The 24,836-nt window shown below is 62.0% G+C and carries 23 protein-coding genes; 10 read left to right on the top strand and 13 right to left on the bottom strand.

Going from position 1 to position 24,836, the window contains the following annotated elements:
* The first annotated feature begins 85 nt into the window (after positions 1–85).
* Complete coding sequence (gene ppx / locus ACKLNA_RS09180; RefSeq protein ID WP_119429256.1) at positions 86–1,588, top strand: exopolyphosphatase; 1,503 nt, start codon at positions 86–88, stop codon at positions 1,586–1,588.
* Between the two features lie 66 nt (positions 1,589–1,654).
* Here ppx and ppk1 read toward each other — a convergent pair whose 3' ends face one another.
* Together ppk1 and hemB are read right to left on the bottom strand one after the other, a co-directional pair.
* Entirely contained in the window at positions 1,655–3,880 is a 2,226-nt protein-coding gene (ppk1, locus tag ACKLNA_RS09175) for a polyphosphate kinase 1 (RefSeq protein ID WP_408985681.1), read from the bottom strand.
* Positions 3,881–3,898: 18 nt separating this feature from the next.
* Positions 3,899–4,912: a porphobilinogen synthase gene (gene hemB / locus ACKLNA_RS09170; RefSeq protein WP_192559265.1), complete on the bottom strand. Its 1,014-nt coding sequence runs from the start codon at positions 4,910–4,912 to the stop codon at positions 3,899–3,901.
* 208 nt (positions 4,913–5,120) lie between these two features.
* Between hemB and ACKLNA_RS09165 the strand changes: the two genes are divergently transcribed.
* A complete protein-coding gene (locus ACKLNA_RS09165; RefSeq protein ID WP_085708953.1) occupies positions 5,121–5,777 on the top strand; it encodes a DedA family protein in 657 nt (218 codons plus the stop codon).
* Here the strand turns inward: ACKLNA_RS09165 and ACKLNA_RS09160 are convergent.
* The gene (locus tag ACKLNA_RS09160; protein WP_408985680.1) at positions 5,758–6,993 is read right to left on the bottom strand and encodes a sterol desaturase family protein; all 1,236 of its coding nucleotides are present in this window, start codon (positions 6,991–6,993) and stop codon (positions 5,758–5,760) included. The genes ACKLNA_RS09165 and ACKLNA_RS09160 overlap by 20 nt on opposite strands.
* 116 nt (positions 6,994–7,109) lie before the next feature.
* On the opposite strand from ACKLNA_RS09160, the gene elbB reads away from it, so the two are divergent.
* The gene (gene elbB, locus ACKLNA_RS09155; protein WP_085708951.1) at positions 7,110–7,778 is read left to right on the top strand and encodes an isoprenoid biosynthesis glyoxalase ElbB; all 669 of its coding nucleotides are present in this window, start codon (positions 7,110–7,112) and stop codon (positions 7,776–7,778) included.
* Between the two features lie 135 nt (positions 7,779–7,913).
* Here elbB and ACKLNA_RS09150 read toward each other — a convergent pair whose 3' ends face one another.
* Both ACKLNA_RS09150 and ACKLNA_RS09145 read right to left on the bottom strand, forming a co-directional pair.
* Complete coding sequence (locus ACKLNA_RS09150; protein WP_085746828.1) at positions 7,914–8,369, bottom strand: YaiI/YqxD family protein; 456 nt, start codon at positions 8,367–8,369, stop codon at positions 7,914–7,916.
* 4 nt (positions 8,370–8,373) lie between these two features.
* Positions 8,374–10,269, bottom strand: coding sequence for an FTR1 family protein (locus ACKLNA_RS09145; protein ID WP_408985679.1), 1,896 nt, complete (start codon positions 10,267–10,269; stop codon positions 8,374–8,376).
* A 151-nt stretch (positions 10,270–10,420) separates the two neighbouring features.
* On the opposite strand from ACKLNA_RS09145, the gene ACKLNA_RS09140 reads away from it, so the two are divergent.
* The 5 genes from ACKLNA_RS09140 to ACKLNA_RS09120 all read left to right on the top strand — a co-directional run bounded on the left by ACKLNA_RS09140 (position 10,421) and on the right by ACKLNA_RS09120 (position 15,152).
* Entirely contained in the window at positions 10,421–11,794 is a 1,374-nt protein-coding gene (locus tag ACKLNA_RS09140) for a COG3014 family protein (RefSeq protein WP_408985678.1), read from the top strand.
* Positions 11,795–11,996: 202 nt separating this feature from the next.
* The gene (locus ACKLNA_RS09135; RefSeq protein WP_408985677.1) at positions 11,997–13,391 is read left to right on the top strand and encodes a COG3014 family protein; all 1,395 of its coding nucleotides are present in this window, start codon (positions 11,997–11,999) and stop codon (positions 13,389–13,391) included.
* Positions 13,392–13,406: 15 nt separating this feature from the next.
* Entirely contained in the window at positions 13,407–13,781 is a 375-nt protein-coding gene (locus tag ACKLNA_RS09130; RefSeq protein WP_085708948.1) for a YcfL family protein, read from the top strand.
* 36 nt (positions 13,782–13,817) lie between these two features.
* A complete protein-coding gene (gene lpoB, locus ACKLNA_RS09125; protein WP_408985676.1) occupies positions 13,818–14,405 on the top strand; it encodes a penicillin-binding protein activator LpoB in 588 nt (195 codons plus the stop codon).
* A 3-nt stretch (positions 14,406–14,408) separates the two neighbouring features.
* Positions 14,409–15,152, top strand: a complete 744-nt coding sequence (locus tag ACKLNA_RS09120) for a penicillin-binding protein activator LpoB (RefSeq protein WP_408985675.1) — start codon at positions 14,409–14,411, stop codon at positions 15,150–15,152.
* 60 nt (positions 15,153–15,212) lie between these two features.
* Here the strand turns inward: ACKLNA_RS09120 and ACKLNA_RS09115 are convergent, their stop codons facing one another.
* From ACKLNA_RS09115 to ACKLNA_RS09105, 3 genes are all read right to left on the bottom strand, one after another.
* Entirely contained in the window at positions 15,213–15,845 is a 633-nt protein-coding gene (locus ACKLNA_RS09115; protein WP_085708946.1) for a LysE family transporter, read from the bottom strand.
* Between the two features lie 114 nt (positions 15,846–15,959).
* Positions 15,960–16,541 (bottom strand): mechanosensitive ion channel family protein, encoded by a 582-nt coding sequence (locus ACKLNA_RS09110; RefSeq protein ID WP_085708945.1) that lies wholly within the window; start codon positions 16,539–16,541, stop codon positions 15,960–15,962.
* Positions 16,541–18,451: an ATP-binding cassette domain-containing protein gene (locus tag ACKLNA_RS09105; RefSeq protein WP_408985674.1), complete on the bottom strand. Its 1,911-nt coding sequence runs from the start codon at positions 18,449–18,451 to the stop codon at positions 16,541–16,543. Before ACKLNA_RS09105 ends, ACKLNA_RS09110 begins: the two co-directional genes overlap by 1 nt.
* 50 nt (positions 18,452–18,501) lie before the next feature.
* On the opposite strand from ACKLNA_RS09105, the gene ACKLNA_RS09100 reads away from it, so the two are divergent.
* Positions 18,502–18,963 carry a TIGR02444 family protein gene (locus ACKLNA_RS09100; RefSeq protein ID WP_408985673.1) on the top strand — a complete coding sequence of 154 codons (462 nt, stop codon included), beginning with the start codon at positions 18,502–18,504 and terminating at the stop codon, positions 18,961–18,963.
* Here ACKLNA_RS09100 and ACKLNA_RS09095 read toward each other — a convergent pair.
* Complete coding sequence (locus ACKLNA_RS09095) at positions 18,960–20,123, bottom strand: AlgP family protein (RefSeq protein ID WP_408985672.1); 1,164 nt, start codon at positions 20,121–20,123, stop codon at positions 18,960–18,962. The genes ACKLNA_RS09100 and ACKLNA_RS09095 overlap by 4 nt on opposite strands.
* A 192-nt stretch (positions 20,124–20,315) precedes the next feature.
* Between ACKLNA_RS09095 and ACKLNA_RS09090 the strand changes: the two genes are divergently transcribed.
* The gene (locus ACKLNA_RS09090) at positions 20,316–20,981 is read left to right on the top strand and encodes an FKBP-type peptidyl-prolyl cis-trans isomerase (RefSeq protein ID WP_119426766.1); all 666 of its coding nucleotides are present in this window, start codon (positions 20,316–20,318) and stop codon (positions 20,979–20,981) included.
* Positions 20,982–21,040: 59 nt separating this feature from the next.
* Here the strand turns inward: ACKLNA_RS09090 and rsd are convergent, their stop codons facing one another.
* The 4 genes from rsd to ACKLNA_RS09070 form a co-directional block, all read right to left on the bottom strand.
* Positions 21,041–21,499, bottom strand: a complete 459-nt coding sequence (gene rsd, locus ACKLNA_RS09085; protein WP_085708939.1) for a sigma D regulator — start codon at positions 21,497–21,499, stop codon at positions 21,041–21,043.
* Between the two features lie 185 nt (positions 21,500–21,684).
* Entirely contained in the window at positions 21,685–22,236 is a 552-nt protein-coding gene (locus ACKLNA_RS09080; RefSeq protein WP_408985671.1) for a disulfide bond formation protein B, read from the bottom strand.
* Between the two features lie 217 nt (positions 22,237–22,453).
* Positions 22,454–23,692, bottom strand: a complete 1,239-nt coding sequence (locus ACKLNA_RS09075; RefSeq protein ID WP_408985670.1) for a heme biosynthesis protein HemY — start codon at positions 23,690–23,692, stop codon at positions 22,454–22,456.
* Positions 23,689–24,828, bottom strand: coding sequence for a uroporphyrinogen-III C-methyltransferase (locus ACKLNA_RS09070; protein WP_408985669.1), 1,140 nt, complete (start codon positions 24,826–24,828; stop codon positions 23,689–23,691). Before ACKLNA_RS09070 ends, ACKLNA_RS09075 begins: the two co-directional genes overlap by 4 nt.
* Positions 24,829–24,836: the final 8 nt, after the last annotated feature.

The following is a 24,836-nucleotide window of genomic DNA, read 5'->3' as shown; positions in this document are numbered from 1 at the left end:
TAAATCAAGGGTTTGAACCATGCGCGTTGGCGGCAGCCTTTGATCGTGGCACGATGTCAGGGTTATCGACCGAGACCCCCAGACCATGCCGCAATCCCAAGCCAAGAATCTGTCCCTGATCGCCGCGATCGACCTGGGCTCCAACAGCTTCCACATGGTCGTGGCCAAGGCCCAGAACGGCGAAATCCGTATTCTCGAACGTCTCGGGGAGAAGGTTCAGCTGGCCGCCGGCATCGACGATGAGCGCCATCTCAACGAAGAATCCATGCAGCGCGGGCTCGATTGCCTGAAGCGTTTTGCCCAACTGATCAACGGTATGCCGCTGGGCGCCGTGCGGATCGTCGGCACCAACGCGTTGCGCGAAGCCCGTAACCGCCTGGAGTTCATCCACCGCGCCGAAGAAATCCTCGGCCACCCGGTGGAAGTCATCTCCGGCCGTGAAGAAGCGCGTCTGATCTACCTCGGCGTGTCCCACACCCTCGCCGACACCCCGGGCAAGCGTCTGGTCGCCGACATCGGCGGCGGCAGTACCGAATTCATCATCGGCCAGCGTTTCGAGCCGCTGCTGCGCGAAAGCCTGCAAATGGGCTGCGTGAGTTTCACCCAGCGCTACTTCAAGGACGGCAAGATCACTCCGGCCCGCTACGCCCAGGCCTACACGGCGGCGCGGCTGGAAATCATGAGCATCGAACACGCCCTGCACCGCCTGACCTGGGATGAAGCCATCGGCTCCTCGGGCACCATCCGCGCCATCGGCCTGGCGCTGAAGGCCGGCGGTCACGGCACCGGCGAAGTGAACGCCGAAGGCCTGGCGTGGCTCAAGCGTCGTCTGTTCAAGCTCGGCGACGTCGACAAGATCGACTTCGAAGGCATCAAGCCTGACCGCCGCGCGATCTTCCCGGCCGGCCTGGCGATCCTTGAAGCGATCTTCGACGCCCTCGAACTGCAACGCATGGACCACTGCGAAGGCGCGCTGCGTGAAGGCGTGCTCTACGACCTGCTCGGCCGCCATCATCACGAAGACGTGCGCGAACGCACCCTGACCTCGCTGATGGAGCGCTACCACGTCGACCTGGAACAGGCCGCACGTGTGGAACGCAAAGCCCTGCACGCCTTCGATCAGGTGGCCGTGGACTGGCAGCTGGACGATGGCATCTGGCGCGAACTGCTGGGCTGGGCGGCGAAAGTGCACGAAGTCGGGCTCGACATCGCTCACTATCACTACCACAAGCATGGCGCCTACCTGATCGAGCACTCGGACCTCGCCGGGTTCTCCCGCGAAGACCAGCAAATGCTCGCCCTGCTGGTGCGCGGCCACCGCCGCAACATCCCCAAGGACAAGTTTGCCGAATTCGGTGAGGACGGCGACAAGCTGATCCGCCTGTGCGTGCTGCTGCGCTTCGCGATCCTGTTCCATCACATTCGCGGCACCCAGACCATGCCGCAGGTCGCACTTCATGCCAATGGCGACAACCTCGACGTGGAATTCCCGGAGAACTGGCTGGATGAAAACCAGCTGACCCAGGCGGATTTCGCGCTTGAAGCCGAGTGGCTGACTCGGGTGGGGATTGTTCTGACCGTGCACTGAGTCAAAGGCAGGCACAAAAAAGGCGATCCGGATGGATCGCCTTTTTTATTGCCTTGAGACCTGCGGTCAGCTGCTGACCGGCAGAATCGGGCTGCCCAACCGCTCCAGCAGCGTCGCCTGCGCACTGCGCGGGTTCTGGTTGCCGGTCGGCGTGTTGCGGATGTAGCGGCCGTCCGACTGCAGGCTCCAGCTATGGGTGTTGTCGGTCAGGTACAGCTCCAGCTCTTTCTTGACCCGGGTCAGCAGCTTCTTGCCTTCCACCGGGAAGCAAGTCTCGACGCGCTTGTCGAGGTTGCGCTCCATCCAGTCGGCGCTGGAGAGGAACATCTGTTCCTCGCCGCCGTTGAGGAAGTAGAACACCCGGGTGTGTTCAAGGAAGCGGCCGATGATCGAGCGCACGTGAATGTTGTGCGAAACCCCGGCGATGCCCGGACGCAGGCAGCACATGCCGCGCACCACCAGGTCGATGCGCACGCCGGACTGGCTGGCCTTGTACAGCGCGCGGATGATCTTCGGATCGGTCAGCGAGTTGAACTTGGCGATGATGTGTGCCGGTTTGCCGTCGAGCGCGAATTGCGTCTCGCGGGTGATCATGTCGAGCATGCCCTTCTTCAGGGTGAACGGCGCGTGCAGCAGCTTCTTCATGCGCAGCGTCTTGCCCATGCCGATCAACTGGCTGAACAGTTTGCCGACGTCTTCGCACAAGGCATCGTCGGAAGTCAGCAAGCTGTAGTCGGTGTACAGACGCGCGTTGCCGGCGTGGTAGTTACCGGTGCCGAGGTGCGCGTAACGGACGATCTCGCCGGCCTCGCGACGCAGGATCAGCATCATCTTGGCGTGGGTCTTGAAGCCCACCACGCCGTAGATCACCACCGCACCGGCCGCTTGCAGACGGCTGGCCAGTTGCAGGTTGGATTCTTCGTCGAAGCGCGCTCGCAGCTCGATGACCGCCGTCACTTCCTTGCCGTTACGCGCGGCGTCCACCAGCGCATCGACGATTTCCGAGTTGGCGCCGGAGCGGTACAGGGTCTGGCGCACGGCCAGAACGTGCGGGTCTTTCGCGGCCTGACGCAGCAGGTCGACCACCGGGGTGAACGACTCGAACGGGTGCAGCAGCAGGATGTCCTGTTTGCTGACGACGCTGAAAATGTTCTCGCTGTTCTGCAGCAGTTTCGGGATCTGCGGCGTGAACGGCGTGTATTGCAGCTCCGGATGGCTGTCCAGACCGGTGATGCTGAACAGGCGTGTCAGGTTGACCGGGCCGTTGACCTGATACAGCTCGGTCTCGCTCAGGTTGAACTGCTTGAGCAGGTAGTCCGACAGGTGTTTCGGGCAGGTGTCGGCGACTTCCAGGCGCACGGCGTCACCGTAACGACGGGAGAACAACTCGCCACGCAGGGCGCGGGCCAGGTCTTCGACGTCTTCGGAGTCGAGCGCCAGGTCGGCGTTCCGGGTCAGGCGGAACTGGTAGCAGCCCTTGACCTTCATGCCCTGGAACAGGTCATCGGCGTGAGCGTGGATCATCGACGACAGGAACACATAGTTGTCGCCAGGGCCGCCGACTTCTTCCGGCACCTTGATGATCCGTGGCAGCAGACGTGGCGCCGGGATGATCGCCAGACCGGAGTCGCGACCGAAGGCGTCGATGCCTTCGAGTTCGACGATGAAGTTCAGGCTCTTGTTCACCAGCAACGGGAACGGGTGCGTCGGGTCGAGGCCGATCGGGGTGATGATCGGCGCGATCTCGTCGCGGAAATAACGGCGCACCCAGGTCTTGAGCTTGGTCGTCCAGTAGCGGCGACGGATGAAGCGCACCTGATGCTTTTCCAGCTCCGGCAGCAGGATGTCGTTGAGGATCGCGTACTGGCGGTCTACATGACCGTGCACCAGCTCGCTGATGCGGGCCAGGGCCTGATGCGGTTGCAGACCGTCGGCGCCGGCCTGTTCACGGGCGAAGGTGATCTGCTTCTTGAGGCCGGCGACACGGATTTCGAAGAATTCGTCGAGGTTGCTGGAGAAGATCAGCAGGAACTTCAGCCGCTCCAGCAACGGGTAGGACTCGTCCAGCGCCTGTTCCAGCACGCGGATGTTGAACTGCAGTTGCGACAATTCCCGGTGGATATACAGGCTGCTGTCATCCAGGCCGGGAATCGCGATCGCCGGCGCCGCCGCTGCGGGCTCTGACGTCGGCGCGGGTGGCGCGGGCTCCAGTTCCGGCGGGGTTTCGGTAATCTGCTCGACCACGGGTTGAGCTTCTTTTACGGCAACTTCAGTGAGTCCTTCGGTATTCATCGAATGTTCCTGGGAGGGCTATTTCTGCTCTCGTAACAATTGAGCGGCACGGACAGCAAAGTAAGTCAGGATGCCATCAGCGCCGGCACGTTTAAAGGCGGTCAGGGATTCGAGGATCACGCCTTCGCTCAACCAGCCATTCTGGATCGCCGCCATGTGCATGGCGTATTCGCCGCTAACCTGATAGACGAACGTCGGCACTTTGAAGGCATCTTTTACCCGGAACAAAATATCCAGGTAAGGCATGCCGGGTTTGACCATGACCATGTCCGCGCCTTCAGACAAGTCCGCACCCACTTCGTGCAGTGCTTCATCGCTGTTGGCCGGGTCCATCTGGTAGGAAGCCTTGTTCGCCTTGCCCAGGTTCGCGGCCGAACCCACGGCATCGCGGAACGGACCGTAATAGGCACTGGCGTACTTGGCCGAGTAGGCCATGATCCGCACGTTGAAGTGACCGGCCAGTTCCAGCGCCTCGCGAATCGCCTGGATGCGACCGTCCATCATGTCCGACGGGGCCACCACCTGGGCGCCAGCGGCGGCGTGGGACAAGGCCTGTTTGACCAGTGCATCGACGGTGATGTCGTTCTGCACATAGCCTTCTTCATCGAGAATGCCGTCCTGACCGTGAGTGGTGAACGGATCGAGGGCGACATCGGTGATCACCCCCAGCTCCGGAAAGCGATCACGCAGGGCGCGGGTGGCGCGCTGGGCGATACCTTCGGGATTCCACGCTTCGGCGGCATCGAGGGATTTGAGTTCAGGTGGCGTGACCGGGAACAGCGCCAGCGCCGGAATCCCCAGCTCGACCCATTTCGCCGCTTCTTCAAGCAGCAGGTCGATGGTCAGGCGCTCGACACCCGGCATCGAAGCCACGGCTTCGCGACGGTTCTCACCGTCCAGCACGAACACCGGCAGGATCAGGTCATCGACCGTCAACACGTTCTCACGCACCAGCCGCCGGGAAAAATCATCACGGCGATTGCGACGCAGGCGGGTGGCAGGGAACAGGCGGTTGGCTGGGGTAAAGCTCACGGCAGACTCCTGAGCCCGCGCAGACGGGCGAGTGTGGCAGTTATAAGCGGCCATTATGACGGTCGTATTACAGTTATGTGCACCCCTGTGACATGTAGCCGCAATCCATTGTCGTTGTAGGAAATGTTAACGTCGAGACACATTTCGACACTTTCCTGAATGTGTCCGAAGGGTTAGGCTGCGCGTTCATTTCGCCAGCACCCAGACAATGCTCCAACAATTTCTGCATGACTTCGGCTACTTTGCCCTGTTTCTCGGCACGTTCTTCGAAGGCGAAACCATCCTGGTGCTCGCGGGCTTCCTCGCGTTCCGTGGTTACATGGACATCAACCTGGTGGTGGTCGTGGCGTTCTTCGGCAGCTATGCCGGCGATCAGCTGTGGTACTTCCTGGGCCGCAAGCACGGGCGCAAGTTGCTGGCGCGCAAACCGCGCTGGCAAATGATGGGCGACCGCGCACTGGAGCACATCCGCAAGCACCCGGACATCTGGGTCCTGAGCTTCCGCTTCGTTTACGGCCTGCGCACGGTGATGCCGGTGGCGATCGGCCTGTCGGGCTACCCGCCGGGACGCTATCTGCTGCTGAACGGCATTGGCGCAGCGATCTGGGCCGCCGCCCTGGCCGCGGCCGCGTACCACTTCGGTGCGGTGCTTGAAGGCATGCTGGGCAGCATCAAGAAATATGAACTGTGGGTACTCGGCGCGCTGCTGGTGCTGGGTGTCGGCCTGTGGCTGCGCCGCCGGTTCAAGAATGCCCGGCTGGCCAAGAAGGTCTACGAGGACGAGCAGGCCGAACAACTGGCCAAGGCCGAACGGCATAAAGCCGAACAGGCCAAATCCGCCGAACCTAAGACGCCAGCCGAGTAAACCGCTGGCGGCAGTAATACAGCCCGATGCCACTGAGCAGGCTGTAACCGAGCAGGCCGGCCCAGACCTCGGGGTTGGCCGGCCATAGCCCGACCTGCGGCGCCAGCCACACCAGCGGCAGATTCGCCGCCAGCCGCAGCAGCTCCAGCCTCAACGCCCACGGGCGATTTTCCAGGGCCGCGCCCAACACGAACAAACCGAACGCCACCGCGCCCCAGCCCAGTAACAGAGCGCCGGTCGACAGGCTGCGCTCCAGATTCATCAGGTAACTGCCCAGCGCCACATACACGCCGAATTGCAGCAGCACGTACCACTGCTGTCGGACGCCCAGCGGCACTTCGAATTTGCGGAAACGGCTCAGGTCCGGCTTGTGCATCGGGTACTTCTCCGCCACGTCCGCCGGACGCCATCCGGTGCGCATGAACCAGATCCGGATCTTGTCCCACATACGCTCGGCCCGGCGCGCGTCGTCCCACAACTGCGCGTAAAACTGCAGGTTGGCCCACAGAGGATTCCAGCTCGCCAGCGGTGTGGTCACGCCGAAAATCACCGGTTCATTGTCGTCCTCTTCCTGGAACGAGCCGAACAGGCGGTCCCAAATAATGAACACCCCGCCGTAGTTGCGATCCATGTAGAGAGCGTTCTGCGCATGGTGGGCCCGATGATTGGACGGCGTGACGAAGCACCATTCGAACCAGCCGAGCTTGAGAATGTGCTTTGTATGCACCCAGAACTGATACAGCAGGTTCATCGCCGCGACGCTGACGAACACCAGCAGCGGCACACCGAGCACGGCCATCGGCAGGTAAAAGATCCAGCCCAGCAGAAACCCGGTGCTGGTCTGGCGCAAGGCGGTGGAAAGGTTGTAGTCCTCGCTCTGGTGATGCACCGAATGCGCCGCCCAGAGAATGTTCCGCTCGTGCCCCATGCGGTGCAGCCAGTAGTAGCAGAAGTCGTAGAGAACAAAGGCGAAGGCCCACACCCAGACACTGTCCACCGGCAACCTGACCAGCGCCAGATGCTCCAGGGCAAAGCCGTAAGTCACCAGCCCCACGCCTTTGGTCAGCAGGCCGGTGGTGGTCGACAACACCCCGGTGCTGATGCTGTTCACCGCATCGGCCAGGCGATAGTTGCTCACCCCGCGCCAACGGTCGGCGATCAGCTCGGCTGCAATCAATACAAAGAAAAACGGCACCGCATACAGAATGAAATTCACGACGCACCCTGATCGAGATCCGTGCGGACAGATCCTACGTGTAGCCGCGACTCGACCCTATGGCAACGAACGACAAATTAGTGGACATTTAGCGCCATGAATCTGGAGAGAAACCCATGAGCAAAAAAGTTGCAGTGATCCTGTCCGGTTGCGGCGTGTACGACGGCGCCGAGATCCACGAAAGTGTCATCACCCTGTTGCGCCTCGACCAGCGTGGCGCTCAGGTGCAGTGCTTCGCCCCGGACATCGCGCAATTGCATGTGATCAACCACCTCACCGGCAAAGAGATGCCGGAGTCGCGCAACGTGCTGGTGGAATCGGCGCGCATCGCCCGGGGCAACGTCAAGGATGTCCGTGAAGCCGATGTCGATGATTTCGATGCGCTGATCGTGCCCGGCGGTTTTGGTGCAGCCAAGAACCTGTCGAACTTCGCCGCCGACGGCGCTGGCTGCTGCGTTCAGCCGGACGTGCTGGCGCTGACCGAGGCGTTTGCCGAAGCGGGGAAACCGGTGGGCCTGATGTGCATTTCGCCGGCACTGGCCGCCAAGATCTACGGCCCGGGCGTAACCTGCACCATCGGCAACGACGCGGAGACGGCCAAGGCCATCGGCAAGATGGGCGCCACCCACGAAGACTGCGCGGTGACCGACATCATCGAAGACAAGGCGCGCAAACTGGTGACCACCCCGGCCTACATGCTGGCGCAGTCGATCAGTGAGGCGGCTTCGGGGATCAACAAGCTGGTGGATCGCGTACTTGAGCTGACCCACGAAAACGACGCCTGAGCACCTCTTCCACTGGATCAATACTGAACCCTGTGGGAGCGAGCTTGCTCGCGAAAGCGATGGGCCATTCAATATTGTGTTGTTTGGCCTGACGCCTTCGCGAGCAAGCTCGCTCCCACAGGTCTTGTATGAGGCTCAGGATTGGCGCGCCAGCCGCGTCAGGATCCGGTCCAGCGCATTGGCGAACGCCTGCTTCTCCCGGTCACCGAACGGCGCCGGGCCGCCGCTGACCTGGCCCTGCTCACGCAGATCGGTGAACAGGTTGCGTGTCGCCAGCCGTTCACCCATGTTCTGCGCGTCGAATTCCTTGCCTCGCGGATCCAGCGCTGCAACGCCCTTCTTCACCAGCCGGTCGGCCAGCGGAATGTCGCTGCAGATCACCAGCTCGCCCGGCACCGCGTGTTCCACCAGATAATCATCCGCCGCATCGGGGCCGCTCGGCACCACGATCAGCTTGACGATGGCCAGTGCCGGTTTGCTCTGCGGCTGCCCTGCCACCAGCACCACTTCGAAGCGGCGCTTGAGGGCGAACTTGACCACCAGTTCCTTGGCCATCTTCGGGCAGGCGTCGGCATCGATCCATACGCGCATCATCTCAGGCCGCCACCCGACGCTTTTCCGCCACCCGGCTGCGGCCGTACAGCACGACAATTGCCGCAATTGCCACAGCCTGCGCCGTCAGCGAGTAGGCGTCGGCATGAATCCCCAGCCATTCGAAATCGAAGAACGCCACCGGCCGGGTGCCAAAGATCCCGGCTTCCTGCAATGCCTTCACACCATGACCGGCAAACACCACCGACAGCGCGCACAGCAGCCCCGCGTTGATGCTGAAGAACAGCGCCAGCGGCAGTTTCGCCGAGCCCCGCAGGATCACCCATGCCAGACCGAACAGCAGCACCAGCGCTGTCGCACCACCGGCCAGTACCGCGTCATGCCCGGCAGGACCGGCCTGCAGCCACAGGGTTTCGTAGAACAGGATCACTTCGAACAATTCGCGGTACACCGAGAAGAACGCCAGGATCGCGAAGCCGAAACGCCCGCCGCCACCGACCAGGCTCTGCTTGATGTAATCCTGCCAGGCCGCCGCGTGCCGGCGGTCGTGCATCCACACCCCGAGCCACAGCACCATGACACTGGCGAACAGCGCCGTGGCGCCTTCCAGCAGTTCACGCTGGGAGCCGCTGACATCAATCACGTACGCCGCCAGCGCCCAGGTGCCGAGCCCGGCCAGCAGCGCCAGACCCCAGCCGACGTTGACACTGCGCACCGCCGATTGCTGGCCGGTGTTACGCAGGAACGCGAGGATCGCCGCCAGCACCAGAATCGCTTCCAGGCCTTCGCGCAGCAGAATCAGCAACCCGGAGATGTAGCTCAGCGACCAGCTCAGGCCGTCGCTGCCCAGCAAATCGGCGGACTCCTTGAGCTTGGCCTTGGCCGCATCGAGACGCTGCTCGGCCTGCTCCACCGGCAAGCCGTCCTGCAGCGATTGCCGGTAGGCCATCAGGGATTTTTCTGTGTCCTTGCGTACATTGGCGTCGACGTTATCCAGCGAACTTTCGACCAGTTCGAAACCTTCCAGATAGGCGGCGACGGACAAGTCATAAGCCTGATCACGCTCGCCGGCGCGGTACGCAGCGAGGCTCTTGTCCAGGGTCGCGGCGGTGTAGTCGAGCAACTGCGCCGGGCCACGCTTGACCTGCGGCGGTTGTGCCCGCTGTGCACGGAAGGTCGCGGCGGCGGCCGGACCTTCGGCGGCCTGCACTTCGGCCGGTGTCTGACGGGCGAGGTCGGCGATGTTGTAGGTCTTTTCGGATTTGGCCGTGGCCGGGTCGGCACTGAACTGGGCGATGTAGGTCGCCAGATCCCAGCGCTGACGGTCGTCCAGTTGGTCGGCGAAGGCCGGCATGTCGGTGCCTTCGACGCCCTGGCCGAGAGTGTTGTAGATCGCGTAGAGGCTCAGATGATCCAGACGCCTGGCATCGCGCAGGTTGGCCGGCGCGGGCTCCATGCCGACACCCGCAGGGCCATCGCCGGCCCCGTTGGCGCCATGACACACCGAGCAGTGCTGGGTATAGAGCGGCGCGCCACGGGTGGGGTCCGGGGTGATGATCGGCGCCTGGCTGACTTCATAGGCCACCGCCAGTTTCGCCCCCAGTTGTCGGGCCTGACGGGCGACGTCCGCGCCGTCCTGCTTCGCGCTGATCGCAGCCAGCAGAGCGTCGATGCCCTGCTCCAGGCCGGCCTTCTCCGGTTTGGCCGGCATGCCGGCAATCAAGCCTTGCAGCGCCCGGGTGAACTCCAGTTGTTCACGGTATTCGGCATCGTCGATGACCTTGCCTGCCTCTACCGTTGGCGGGTAATCGGCGCTGATGTAATCGAGCAGGTGCAGCGCTTGCGGCGCGCCTTCCACGGTATCGGCCAGCAGATTGAAGCTGCTCAGGGCAAACAACGGGAACACCAGCCAGGCCAGGAATCGGGACGAGGCAGTCATGAAGGGGTCTCAATTGGAAATGCGAAGTAACACATTGTTCACGTCGCGGAAGCCCGACTCAAGCTTTCTCTCCAATCCCCGGCACATGGCCATCGCCCGCCCCTATAATCCGACACCTTTCGCCTCACTGTTCAAGGAAGAGCTGCACTCCATGCGCCCATGCCTGCTGTTCCCGGTGTTAATCGGCACGCTCCTGCTACTGGGCGGATGCGCCGCCTACCGCAATTACGATCTGGAGATGCAGCAGACCAATGACCGGTTGATGCTCGGCGACTATCAGGGCGCCCTGGATGTGCTGGAGTGGCACAATCCCTGGGAAGACAAGGACCTGCTCTATTACTTCGAGAAGGGCTCGATTCTCAGCTTCGCCAACGCACGCCCCCAGAGCCAGGCAGCCTGGCGCAGCGCCGACCGCATGGTGTTTCAACGTGAAGAAGCCGTGCCTTCCGCCCCCATGAAGCTGCTCAACCGGTTTGCCTATGAAATGGGCACCATGCTGGTCAACGACAAGTTGAGCCGCTACGACGGCTACGACTACGAGAAGGTCATGCTGACCACACAGATGGCCCTCAACCAGTTGGGCGAAAGTGATTTCGACGGCGCCCGTGCCGACATCAAGAAAACCCACGAACGTGAAGCACTGATCGCCCGCCAGCGGGAGCGCCAGTACGAAGAGCTCGAGGAACAGGCCAAGGCTCAAGGCATCGTCGTGAAATACAAGGATCTGCAGGGCTATCCCGTCACCACCCTGGATGCGCCGGCAGTGATCGAACTGAAGAACGGCTACCAGAGTGCTTTCAGCCATTACCTGGCCGGTTTCACCTACGAAGCGCTGGGTGAGCGGGATCTGGCCGCACCGGGTTATCGCCAGGCCATCGAGCTGCGCCCGAACATCCCGTTCCTCGAACAGGCATTGCGCAATCTCGACAGACCGCCGGCCAAGGATGATGAAAGCGATGTTCTGATCGTCGTCCAGAGCGGTCTGGCACCGGCCCGCAGCTCGGTCACCGTGCCGATCCCGGTGCGCCTCAATGAAAACCTGGTCATTACCGCGCCGATCTCGTTTCCCGTTCTGGTGCCGGATACCGTCACTCCGGCGTTCGACCACATCATGGTGGATGGTCGCAAGCGCCCGCTGACCGCGATCAACAGCGTCACCGACATGGCGTTTCGTACGTTGCGCGATGACATGCCGGCGATCATTTCCCGGGCGATGTTCCGCGCCAACATGGCCGCTATTTCCCAGGCTCAGGAAAACGAACGCAATCCGGCCAAGGCCTCGCTGGTCGTCACCGAACACGACCCCTTTGAGGAGGCCGACACCCGAACCTGGCGCACGCTCCCCGACAAGACCCTGGTGGCACGCATACGACTGAAGAAAGGCGATCATCAATTCAATGCGCCCAATGCACCCGGAGCGCCATCGGTCACCCTGCGCATCGACCGCGATCACCAGTTGGTCAATTTGCGGGTTCTGCGGGATATCGCCAACGTAATCGGCAATGCCAGGCTGCCGGATAAGTAATGGCATCTAACTAACCGGTGCAATTAAAAAGCTATTACATGGCCAGCATCGCCCGCTTATAATGCCGCGCCCTCGTTATCGCGATGCGGCATTAAAGCTCCTCTGTTTATGAGGAATTGGCAGGAGGCCAGCGCCACTGCCGATCGGTCCCAGCAGCCCGACCCGCACCCGAGGCTGTCGCTACTCATGGAAGAAGTACCCCATGGCATTCCGCGCTCCCACTCTGATCGCGCTTGGCGCAGTCACTCTGCTGTCCGGCTGTTCGGCGTTTCGCAACTACGATTCCGAACTGGCCCAGACCAACCAGCAACTGGCCACCGGCAACGTCGACGCCGCCCTGACCCTGCTGGAAAAGAACAACACCGGCCCGGACAAGGACCTGCTCTATTACTTCGAGAAAGGTGAACTGCTGCGCGCCAAGGGCGACCTGTCCGGCAGCCAGAACGCCTGGACCAGCGCCGACCAGGTGGTCGGTAAGTGGGAAGATTCGGTCAAGCTCGACACCGACAAGTACCTGGCCCAGTTCGGCAGTTTCCTGGTCAATGACAAGGTCCGTCGCTACGAAGGCTACGACTACGAAAAAGTCATGCTGACCACGCAGATGGCCCTGAACCTGCTGGCGGTCAACGATTTCGACGGCGCCCGCACCGCGATCAAGAAGACCCACGAACGTGAAGCCGTGATCGCCGACCTGCGTGACAAGGAATACCTCAAGAGCGAAGAGGAAGCCGAGAAAGAAGGCATCAAGACCCAGTACAAAGACCTGCAGGGCTACCCGGTCGCCAGCCTCGACGCCCCGGAAGTGGTCGGCCTGAAGAACAGCTACCAGAGTGCGTTCAGCCACTATCTGGCCGGTTTCGTCTACGAAGCCCTGGATGAAAAAGACCTGGCCGCGCCGGGTTACCGCAAGGCGGCCGAGCTGCGTCCGAACACGCCGCTGCTGGAGCAGGCGCTGGTCAACCTCGACAAACCGGTCAAGAGCGATGACAGCGACGTCCTGATCGTGGTGCAAAGCGGTCTGGCACCGGCCCGCGACTCGATCCGCGTACCGCTGCCGCTGCCGATCTCCAACAACGTGGTGATCACCCCGCTGTCGTTCCCGATCATCAAGCCTGACACCTCGACCGCGACGTTCGCGCAGATCGGCGTCGACGGCCAGCAACTGAACCTGACCGCTCTCAACAGCACCACCGCCATGTCCCGCCGCGCCCTGCGCGATGACATGCCGGGCATCATCGTGCGCACCATGGTGCGGGCAATCACCAAAGGCGTGGCGCAGAAGAAGATCAACGAAACCAACCCGCTGGCGGGTCTGGCCGTGGGTATCTCTTCAGCGGTACTCGAAGGTGCCGATACCCGTACATGGCGTACCCTGCCGGACACCACTCAAGTGGTACGTCTGCGCCTGAAAAAGGGTGAGCACCAGGTTACTTTGCCGAGCGCCGTAGGTGGCACGCAGATCAAGGTCACCGTCGATCAGCGTTATCAGGTCATCACCCTGCGCGCCGTCGGCAATCAGGTGTTCGCCGCCGGCCTTGCCGCCCACGTGACCCCGAGCGCCGGCACCACCGCCGTAGCCAGCCTCAAACAACCTTAAGAACGGAGTCTTTGCATGCGTTTCAAACTCTTCGCTGTCGCCGCCCTCGCCGTGCTGGCCAGCGGCTGCGCCACCCCGCCACCACCGGAGCCGGGCAGCGCCGCGAGCAAGGTCGTGGCCATGGGCCCGCAGAAACACATTGCGGTCGGCGCCATGCGCGTCGCCCGCGAGAACGGCTTCATGACCGTCAATGTGCAGTTGACCAACACCCTCAACAGCAACAAGACGTTCTATTACCGCTTCGCCTGGCTCGGCGCGGAAGGCTTCCCGATTGCCGAAGAAGAAGTCTGGAAGAGCCAGATGATGTACGGCGCCCAGACCAGCTTCATCCAGGGCATCGCCCCGACGCCGAAAGCCGTGGACTTCCGTCTTGAATTGAAGACGCCTTAAGCCCGACACCCTATTCCCGATTCAGAGAGCATTCCCATGTTTGGACGCTTTTCCTTCATCGCTGTCCTCGCCCTGCTGGCCTCCGGTTGCGCCAACACTTCGCCGACCCTGGGCAGCAAGAACATCAGCTACGGCGACACCAAGGCCGTTGAAACCGTGACCAACGAGTTCGGCTCGACCGACCTGCAGATGATCGCCGAATCGATGACCCGCTCCCTGGCCCAGTCCGGCATTCTGCAGGGCCGCCCGGTGGTTCAGGTCTACGACGTGAAGAACAAGACCAGCGAATACATCGACACCCGCGAAATCACCACCAGCATCAAGACCCAGCTGATGAAATCCGGCACCGCCCGCTTCGCCAGCGACAACACCGCGATGCAGAGCCAGGTCGACCAGCTCAAGCTGCAAAACCAGAGCGGTCTGTACAAGAAGAGCACCGTGGCCAAGACCGGCAACATGATCGCCGCCAAATACCGTCTTGAAGGTTCGATCAGCTCGATCGTCAAGCGCAGCAGCGACTACAAGGACGTCTTCTACAAATTCAGCCTGCAACTGATCGACGTTGAAAGCGGTCTGGCCGAGTGGATGGACGAGAAAGAGATCCGCAAAACCACGGAGCGTTAATCGATGCGCGCATGGATTGGCATGATGGCCCTGGCTTGCGCGTTCAGCGCGCAAGCGGCCCCGAAAGTCGCGGTAACGGATCTGGCGTACCAGGAACGCGTGGAGCAATACATCCACATCGTTTCGTCGAAGAACAATTACCGCGAGGGTTACTACAGCTCCAGCGGTTCTTCGAGCTACAACGAATTCGAAGCCAACACCAGTTACATCGAGCAGGCCGAACTGCGCAAATTCACCGGCGACATCAAGGGTGAAATCCTGCGCACCGGCATGTTCCAGTTGATTCAGGGCACGCCTTACACCGCCTCGTCCAAGGGTGACATCTACGATGTGATCAAGCGGATCAAGGCCGGCAACTTCAAGGGCGCCGACTACGTGCTGTTCGGTACGGTTTCCGACATCGACTTCACCCAGGACATGAACGAGCTGGCCAACACCGACAGCTATTCAGCCGTACTGGGCCTGACGCTGGTGGCGGACTTCAGCCTGATCAACACCAAGACCTACGAAATCACCTCGGCCTTCACGGCCATGGGCGAAGCACAGGACACCAAACTGGTGAACCACCGCGACATCAAGATCTCGCTCAACCGCCCACGGGTGGTGCGTGATGTCTCGAAGGCGCTGGGCGAAGACGTGGCCGGACAACTGAGCATGCAGCTCGGCGGTGGCGGTTACGAGCAGCCGCGTGAACCGCAACAACGCAACAATCTGCCGCGTGATACGGCGCCGGTGATTCTTCACTGACCGGCTGCCGCAAACGAAAAAGGCGACCTCGAAAGGTCGCCTTTTTTATGCCTGCCCGCTTTACGCGGCGGCTTTGCGCAACGTCGCCATGAACGCCGCTGCACCGATGAACAGCCCGGCAAAGGTGCGGTTCATGCGTTTTTGCTGGGTCGGTGTGCGCAGCAGACGCAGCACCTTCGACGCCAGCCCGGTGTAGCCGGCCATGACGATCAGGTCGACGCAGATCATGGTCACGCCGATCACCACGTACTGAATCAGCAGCGGTGCATGCGGATTGATGAACTGCGGCAGCACCGCCAGCATGAACACCAGGGCCTTGGGGTTGCTGATGTTCACCAGGAAGCCACGGAACACCAGTGCCATCGGCCGGCCGATCGGGCGTACGGCCGCGTCATCGCTCATGTCCATCGGCAGTGCGCGCCACTGCTTGATCGCCAGGTAAACCAGATAGGCGACACCGAACCATTTGATCGCATGGAACGCGGTGGCCGAAGCCGTGAGGATTGCGCCGACACCGGCGCCGACGATGGCAATCTGCAGGGCCAGGCCCAGTTGCAGGCCCAGGGCGTTCCAGTAACCGCGCCAGAAACCGTATTGCAGACCGCTGGACATCGACGCAATCGCGCCGGCGCCCGGAGAAAGGCTGATTACCCAACACGCGGCAAAAAACGCCAGCCATGTTTGAAGCTCCATCGCACACCTCGACTCAGACTCGTGACAAACGTCCAAGCTAATGGGATTCGGGCGGGATGACTACCGATTTTTTTCAGGATGTTGCGGCCGCCGACCAACGTGGCCGGCGCCCGATCACTTTTCGAAACCGCTGGAAGGAAACACATCCGACCCGCGCCAGCGTCTTACCGAGCGCTGGAAGAACAGGCTGTTGGGCACCTGCACCATGGCGCTGCCGGTGCCGAGTTCTTCGGCTTCGATCAGTGTGGTGTAGAGCAGATTGATCGCCACCACCCGGCCTTTGACGCCGGGCTTGTCGGTAGTGTCCACCAGCTCCACCACATCGCCCAGACGAAACGGGCCGACGGTGAAGATCAGAATCGCGCAAAGCAGGTTCGACAACACGCTCCACATGGCGAAGAACGCCACGGCCGCAACGGCGACGAAACCGGACAACGCCGTCCACAGCACGGTGGCAGAAACACCAAGACGCTCCAGCACGAAGATCAGCGCACTGCCCATGATCAGCCAGCGCAGGCCACCGCGCAGCGGCATCAGCAACTGCGGCGGGAACGGATACTTCTCGCCCAGTCGCGTCAGGAACCGCGCGACAACACGTTGAGCGAAGTACCCCGCCAGCAGGATCAGCAGAATCTGCACGCCCAGCCAGATCGGCTCGATCCACACCGCCGGCAGCGGCAGCTTGAACGCCTCCATCAGGACAGCGCCTCCAGCTCCGACTGCATGCTTTCCAGGGTTTCCAGTGCCTGCATCCACGCCTCTTCAAGTTCGCCTTCGCGGACTTTCAGTTTGGCCTGTTCGGCCAACAGGTCGCGCAATTCGTTCTTGCGCGCCGGCTCGTAGAGGTCGCTGTCGCCGAGGCTGGCATCGACCTTGGCCAGTTTCTCGTGCAGTTTCCCGAGTTCGGCTTCGAGCTTGTCAGCTTCGCGCTTGTGCGGCGCCAGTTGCTGACGCAATGCAGCGGCGGCCTGGCGCTGGGCCTTCTTGTCGGTCTTGTCCGGGTTGACCGGCGTGTTGCTGACCGGGGCGTTGCGCTGACGGTACTCCACCAGCCAGCGCGCGTAGTCTTCGAGGTCGCCATCGAACTCTTCGACCTTGCCGTCGGCGACCAGGAAGAAGTTGTCGGTGGTGCTCTTGAGCAGGTGCCGATCGTGGGAAACCACCAGTACCGCGCCACTGAACTCCTGCAGCGCCATGGTCAGCGCCAGGCGCATTTCCAGGTCCAGGTGGTTGGTCGGTTCGTCGAGCAGCAACAGGTTCGGCCGCTCCCAGGCGATCAACGCCAGGGCCAGACGGGCCTTTTCGCCACCGGAGAAATTCAGCACCGGCTCGTCGATCCGCGCGCCACGGAAGTCGAAACCACCGAGGAAGTCGCGCAGGGTCTGCTCACGCTCGGTCGGCGCCAGACGTTGCAGGTGCAGCAACGGGCTGGCCTTGGCATCCAACGAATCGAGCTGATGCTGGGCGAAGTAGCCGACCACCGTGTTCTCGCCGCGAGTCAGGCGCCCGGCCAGCGGCGACAGCTCGCCGGCGAGGTTCTTGATCAGGGTCGATTTACCGGCGCCGTTGGGGCCGAGCAAGCCGATCCGCGCACCGGGGGTCAGTTGCAGCTTGACCTTCTCCAGTACGGTTTTCTCGCCGTACCCCAGACGCGCATCGGACAGGTCGATCAGCGGGCTGGAGATCTTGGTGGACTCGCGGAACACGAAGTCGAACGGCGAATCGACGTGAGCCGCCGACAGCTCTTCCATCCGCTCAAGGGCCTTGATCCGGCTCTGGGCCTGACGGGCCTTGGTGGCCTGGGCCTTGAACCGGGCGATGTAGCTTTCCATGTGCGCACGCTGCGCCTGCTGCTTCTCGTAGGCTTGTTGCTGCTGGGCCAGACGCTCGGCGCGGGCGCGTTCGAACGCGGTGTAGCCGCCACGGTAGAGCACCAGCTTGCGCTGATCGACGTGGGCCACGTGATCGACGACTTCATCGAGGAAATCCCGGTCGTGGGAGATCAGCAGCAAGGTGCCGGGGTAACTTTTCAGCCATTCTTCGAGCCAGATGATGGCGTCGAGGTCAAGGTGGTTGGTCGGTTCGTCGAGCAGCAGCAGGTCCGATGGGCACATCAAAGCCTGCGCAAGGTTCAGACGCATCCGCCAGCCACCGGAGAAATCTCCTACCTGACGATCCATCTGCTCGTTGGTGAAACCGAGACCGGCCAGCAACTTGCGCGCCCGCGCATCGGCGGTGTAGCCGTCGGCGCTGTCGAGTTCGGCGTGCAGGCGCGCCAGAGCAGCGCCATCGTGGGCCTCTTCGGCCGCTGCGAGGTCACGCTGGACCTCGCGCAGGCGCAGGTCGCCATCGAGCACGTAGTCGACCGCCAGACGCTCGAGGGTGTCGACCTCCTGGCGCATGTGGGCGATACGCCAGTCGGCCGGCAGCAGGCAGTCGCCCGAATCCGGGTGCAACTCACCACGGAGCAAGGCGAACAGACTGGATTTGCCGGCGCCGTTGGCACCGATGAGGCCGGCTTTGTGGCCGGCGTGCAGGGTCAGCTCGGCGTCTTCTAGCAGACGTTGCGGGCCACGCTGTAAAGTCAGGTTCTGAAGTCGGATCATAATGGCGGCGGAGTCTACCAGCTTCGTCCGCAACTGGCGCGAGTAGCACGATGTCCTCTGACCTGTGGAGCTTTGCCCTTGCCGTCTACGCCCGTCCCGGCGTGGAGGATGCCTGCCTGCGCCTGCAATCGGCGGGGGCCAATGTGTGCCTGATGCTGTGTGGTTTGTGGCTGGAACAGCGCGATGCGACCTGCGATGAGGGGCGTGCGAAACAGCTTCAAGAGCTGACCACTCCCTGGGACAAAGAGGTGGTTCAACCGCTACGCGCGATGCGCATGCAGTGGAAAAACCTGGCCGACACCGATCCTGTGCTCAAGGGTATGCGCGAGCAGATCAAAGGGTTGGAGCTGGAGGCGGAGCGTGCGCTGCTATCACGACTTGAAGGTGTTGCGCAGGGATGGAAGCGTAACTCGAAGGAATCGAGTGACTGGCTGGAGGTGCTGGTCGGCCCTGCAGCCAACCTGAACCGCGACGCGCTGCAAGTGCTGCGCGTCGCGGCGACCGGCGCTTAGGAAGCGCTGGACGGGTTGCTGGCGACGCTCGACACCGGCGCCGAGGATGGCGTGGTTGCGGTGGTCGAGGTAGTGGCGGCCGATGCAGGTGCTGTGGTTGCAGCCGGGGTTGCCGGAGCGGCAGGTTTGGCAGCAGGAGCGGTGGCCGGTTTGGCTGCAGCTGGCTTGGCAGCGGCTGGTTTTTTCACTGCTGGTTTTGCAGCAGGTTTTGCGGCTGGCTTGGCGGCCGGTTTAGCGGCGGTCGCTGGCTTGGCGGCGGCAGTTGCAGGCTTGGCAGCGGCAGCCGGTTTGGCGGCTGGTTTCGCAGCAGGCTTGGCAGCAGCAGGTTTGGCCGCTGCTTTTACCGCAGGCTTGGCCGCCGGTTTCGCTGCAGCTTTGGCAGCGGGTTTGGCTGCAACCGGTTTGGCAGCGGTTTTGGCCGCAGGCTTGGCAGCAGCCGTTCTGGCCACTGGTTTTGCTGCCGGTTTGGCGGCGGTTCTGGCGGCTGGTTTAGCGGCCGGTTTGGCAGCTGCGGTTTTTGCCGGAGCCGCTTTTGCAGCAGCGGTTCGCGCAGCAGGTTTGGCAGCGGCGGGTTTTGCTGCAGCCGGCTTGGCGGCAGCAGGTTTTGCAGCGGTGGTTTTAGCCGCAGGTTTCGCAGCGCTTGCGGCTGCGGGTTTCTTCGCTGCAGGTTTTGCGGCGGCTTTCACTGGCGCTTTGGCCGGTGCTTTTGCAGCAGGTTTGGCGGCCGCTTTTTTCGCAGGCGCCGCTGCCGGTTTGGCCGAACGCAGGGACAGCGCCTTGCCGACGGCTTCCTGTACACGACCGACACCCTGGGCCAGTTTCAGGCTTTCCTGGGCATCGCGCTTGAGTTGCAGAATGTAGCTGCGGGTGTCGGACTGACGATCCTTCAGCGCATCGAGCAGGTCTTCGAGTTCCTTCACGGCAGCCTTGGCCTTGGTCTGCGCCTTGGCTTTACCGGCTGTGGCTGCGTCCTGCAATTTGGTGCGGGATTTGTGCAGTTTTTCTTGTGCCTTGCCGCGTTGCTTTTCCAGTTTGGCGAGCAGTTTTTCAGCATCAGCCAAGGCTTGGGAGCAAGCGTTTTCCAGATGTTCGAGCAGGCTGCCCGAGAGCTGTTGGAGTAAGTGCAACGGAGTGTTTACAGGCTTCTTGGTGGCCGACATGGTTTACCTCCTGGCTGACGTGAGTGCGGCTCATACTAGACCTCTGCTGCTACCGCCGCTAGGGCATGTTGACAGTATCGAATGCACTCGGTTGCAGGCTTACGAAAAACTTCTGCACATTGCTCAAAGCAGTTCACCGTTGCAGAGCTTCGCGCTGGCATAATCCACCGCAATTCAGGACGGAGAGTGCCCATGTCGCGCTACCTTTTTTTATCCCTCTGCATGATCTTTTCGGCGGTCCAGGCCGACGAAAAAAACACCGCGAACGATGCCCACGATCTGGCCTACAGTCTCGGCGCAAGCCTTGGTGAACGGCTGCGCCAGGAGGTTCCGCAACTGCAGATCCAGGCCTTGATCGAAGGTTTGCAACAGGCCTATCAGGGCAAGCCGCTGGCACTGAGCGAAGCGCGCATCGAACAGATTCTGGCCGATCACGAATCGCAGACAGCCGAGCATGCGGCCATGCCTTCGACTGAAGCGGCGATGGAAAACGAGCGACGCTTTCTCACTGCTGAAAAAGCCAAGCCTGGGGTGAAAGAGTTGTCCGACGGCATCCTGCTTACCGAGCTGACGCCGGGCAATGGTGCGAAGGCCGGCCCCGATGGAAAGGTGCAGGTGCTGTATATCGGTCGGCTGCCGGATGGCACCGTGTTCGACCAGAACACTCAGCCGCAGTGGTTCAATCTCGACAGCGTGATCGCAGGCTGGCGCACCGCTTTGCAAAACATGCCGGTGGGTGCGAAGTGGCGCCTGGTGATTCCATCGGATCAGGCTTACGGCGCCGACGGTGCCGGCGACTTGATCGCGCCGTTCACACCGTTGGTGTTCGAAGTCGAATTGCGTGGCGCTACCAGCTGATCGCCCAATAAAAAACGGTGCGCTGTTGGCGCACCGTTCTTGTGTCTTGCAGGACCGGTTCAGGCCTGAACCGGATCCTCTTCCTTGTGGGCGGTATGCAGCACTTCGATCAGGCAGTCTTCCAGTTCGAAGCGCTCGTGGAGCAGCCCACCCAGCTCCTTGAATTTTTCGGCAACGCATTTGCCTTCATCGCAAAGATCGTTGAAAGCCAGCAGTTTTTCCGTGATGACATCGATGCGCGGGTAGATCGTCTCGGCCAGTTCCAGGCCGCGCTTGTCGTTGAAGGCCTTGGCCTCGCCCGTCAGCTGTTCGTAGATTTCGAAATGCCCGGCCGACACGTAATCGACCAGTACGCCGCAGAATTCCTGCAAGGGCTTTCGATCTTCGGACAGTGCCTGAGGTTCTGCGCCCAGCTTGTCGTAGGCGGCGATCAGTTCCTCACGCTCCTGGAGCCAGCGGTCGATCAGCAGATGAACTCCACCCCAACGTTCCTGAGCATTCTGACAACTTTCGAGCATGGCGATCTCTCTTCCCTTGTGGGTCATGCTGCCCTACACCCGCGCCCCTTCTTGTGGCTGTTGCTTTGAGAGGCGTTCAGGCAGAGCGTCATCGAGCAACACAAATCCAATGACACGTGCGGGCCAGATTATGCCCGCACGCCTGTGGCTTCAAGGTACGCAGGAGAGAAAGTTCATACAAGTGTTTAATCCCTGACCAGCCCCCGGTGCGACGCTTCGCCGCTGAGCGGTCGCTGCAGAGCGCTCCAGGCCAGTCGCAGCAACTGGTAAACCGCCAGGATCGACAGCGCGACGAAGAACAGCAGGCTCCACTCCGGAACGCTCAGGTCAAACAATGTCCAGGACAATTGCGCGCAATCCTCGCTGTCGTTGAACATCCGCGCCAGGGCGCAGAGCCAGGGCAGAGAACTGAAAAGCTCTTCCGGGTTGGGTGCGCACTGCGTCAGATGATGCATCGAGTCACTCTGCAGCAGCACCTGCCGCCAGGCCGCCATCGTTCCACCCAGAGCGGCTGACAACGCGCCAGACCAGTAGAGCGACAGACCGAAACGACCGGGCCCATGCACAGCCGCCACGCCACAGCAAGCGGTAAGAATACTCAGGAAAAGCCGTTGCACCAGGCACAGACTGCACGGCACGAGACCCACCACGTACTCGAGGTAATAGGAAGCTCCCAGCGCCAGTGTGCCCGCCGTGAAAGCCATAAAAAACAGGGAGCGTGAGCAGGTCAACGACATGGGTTATCCGTAACAATTTAGACAGGCAGTTACGGTAGAGGAAAGGGCCTCGGCCTTTCAAGGCAGGTCACTGGCGACACTTCACCAGAGGTGTAGGGAAATCCCGACAGACGCGAGAGGAAAAGATGTAGGCCTCTGTAGGACTCTGCCTCAGAAGTGAAACAGCGGTAACTATTCAGTCGAGAACATGGGCGAGGGAGCGCGCCCCCTCATCCATTCAGGCGTGAGCCTGCACCGGTAAAGGCGCGGCCAGCAGACGCTCGTCCAACAACCCCAGACCTTCCTGGAACAGCTGATTGCTGCGCTCGGTATCACCGAGCCGGGCCAGCAGTCGAGCCAGCTCCGCACAGGCTTCCGGGTTGCGCTGTGTGCGCAGGCTGCTTTCCAGATAGTCCCTCGCCTTGCCCCACAGGCTGGCTTGCAGGCACAGGCGGCCGAGCGTCAGCAGCAGGCTCGGGTCGGCGGGATGATCCTTGAGCCAGCCCTCGGCCACCTGCAGTTGACGCGCCGGATCACTGCCGCGCACCAGGCCATAGAGGCGCGCCAGGTGGCTGTCGTACTTGCGTTTGAGGGCGCCGCGCAACACCTCTTCCGCCTCGACCTGAGCACCGAGTTGACGCAGTTGTTCGGCGTAGGCCAGTACCAGCGGCGACTCCTGGCGTTGCGACGAAGTCAGTTGCTGCCAGGCGCGGTTGAGTGATTGCAGACCGACTGCGCCATCTTCTTCGCGATGTGCCGCCAGCGACAGATTCTCTCCCCAGGCGCGACGTTCCAGCTCGGCCAGTTCGGCAGGCGGCAGGACTTTGTCCTTGCGCAGCTCGGGCAACATGCGGATTACCGCCGACCAGTCACCGCGCTGCTGATGCAGACGCTGCAACTGACGCAGGGTCTGGACGTTGTGCGGATGACGTTCGCGCATGGCCTGCAAGGTCACCAGCGCACCTTCCGTGTCGCCACGGTCGGTTTGCAGTTGTGCGTGGCTCAAGGCGATCGCCAGTTCAGCCTGAGGCTGACGTTCGAGCGCACGCTCCAGCAGACGGTCACTTTCCTCGTAATTGCCTTGCTCGTTGGCGGCACGGGCGGCACCGAGGTAATACAGCAATGGCTGGCGCTCGGCCTCGGCAGCCCGATAGAGATGGCGCTGGGCACTGGCCCAGCGACCTTCAGCCAGATCCAGTTGACCGTGCTCGATCGCCACTTGCACACGACGACTGCGGTTGCGACGCGACCATGGATTGACCACGCCACCCGAGGTCAGCACCAGTTCAACCAGCGCCTTGATGCCCCAGATCAGCAGCCACAGCACCGCCACCAGCGCCAGGGTCGCCCACAGGCTCGACTCATAGCGGAAGCTTTTATAGGCCACCAATACGTAACCGGAATGCTCGGCGATTGCCAGACCGAGAGCCGCCGCTGCAGCAATCACCAGAAACACGATGACGTACAGGCGCTTCATGGCGTGGCCTCCTGCGCGGTGGCGGCAGGTTTGGCAAAGGGCTTCACCGAGTCTTCAGCGTTGACGTTACGACGCTCAAGATAGGCCTGTACGGCGCTGAGGGTGCCCGCCAGGTCCGGTGTGACAACCGTGACCGGTTGCTTGCTCAGCTCCGCCACTTGTTCGAGCATGATTTTGCTCTGCGGGTTGTCCGGGTTGAAATTGCCCTTGAGCACGTCCCGCGCCTCAGTCAGTGCCTGGGTGTAGACAGCTGCCTGACCGTTGAGCGCCGCCCATTGCGCCTGTTCCAGAGAGAGACTCAGGGCCAGGCGTACCTGACTCAGACTCTGCCCTGCGAGCAGTGGCCGTACGTTTTTATCGGCATTGAAATCGATGCGGATGTAGCGCGAGATCTGATCCCACCACTGCGACCAGCGACTGGCACCATCACCATCGGAGGTCAGGCCCAGCAGCGAATCGCCGCGATCCTTGTATTCGGGCGCCAGTTCGGTGAGTCCGATGACCTGATCGCGCAGGGCGCCCAGCTTCAGGAACAGACCGGTACGATCGGGCTGCTCGGTACTGCGCAACGCCACCAGGGTTTTCGCCACTTGCTCACGCGCGGCAAACGAACCCGGATCGTTTTGCTCCTTCAGAATATCGTCGGCACCCTGCACCAGAGCCTGAGCGCTGCTGATGTCCTGCAAGGCAGAAAGACGCAGGCTGGCCAGTCGCAGCAGATGCTCGGCCTCGGCCAGACGCCAGTCCTTGCGGCTTGCTCCGAGAACGGTTTCCAGACGCTGATTGAGGCGCTGCTGATCGCCCTGCAGTTGTGTGACCAGACGCTGGCGCTCGGCGAGCTCGTCGGCACCGGGCAACTGTCCCAGACGCTCGGTCAGACGCTGCTCGTTGAGTTTCAGGGTCTGGGCCTGATCATTCAACGCCTGCACCTGACTCAATTGCTCCTGCGTGCTGGCTTGCAGGTGTCGCACCTGCCAGACGCCCCAGCCACCCACCGCAACACCGGCGGCGCCGAGCAGCAGCGCGACAATGGCCAATCCGTTGCCTCGGCGCGGTTCAGCGGCCGGTGGCGGTGCATCAACCGGTGCATCGATCACAGGTTGAACGTCATCTTTAGGCAAGGCTGTTTCGCTCACGTATCCAT

The organism is Pseudomonas sp. UV AK001, assembly GCF_046097675.1.
Classification (GTDB): Bacteria; Pseudomonadota; Gammaproteobacteria; order Pseudomonadales; family Pseudomonadaceae; genus Aquipseudomonas; species Aquipseudomonas kribbensis.
The sequence above is the reverse complement of the archived record's forward strand: the minus strand, read 5'-3'. Positions and strand labels throughout refer to the sequence as shown.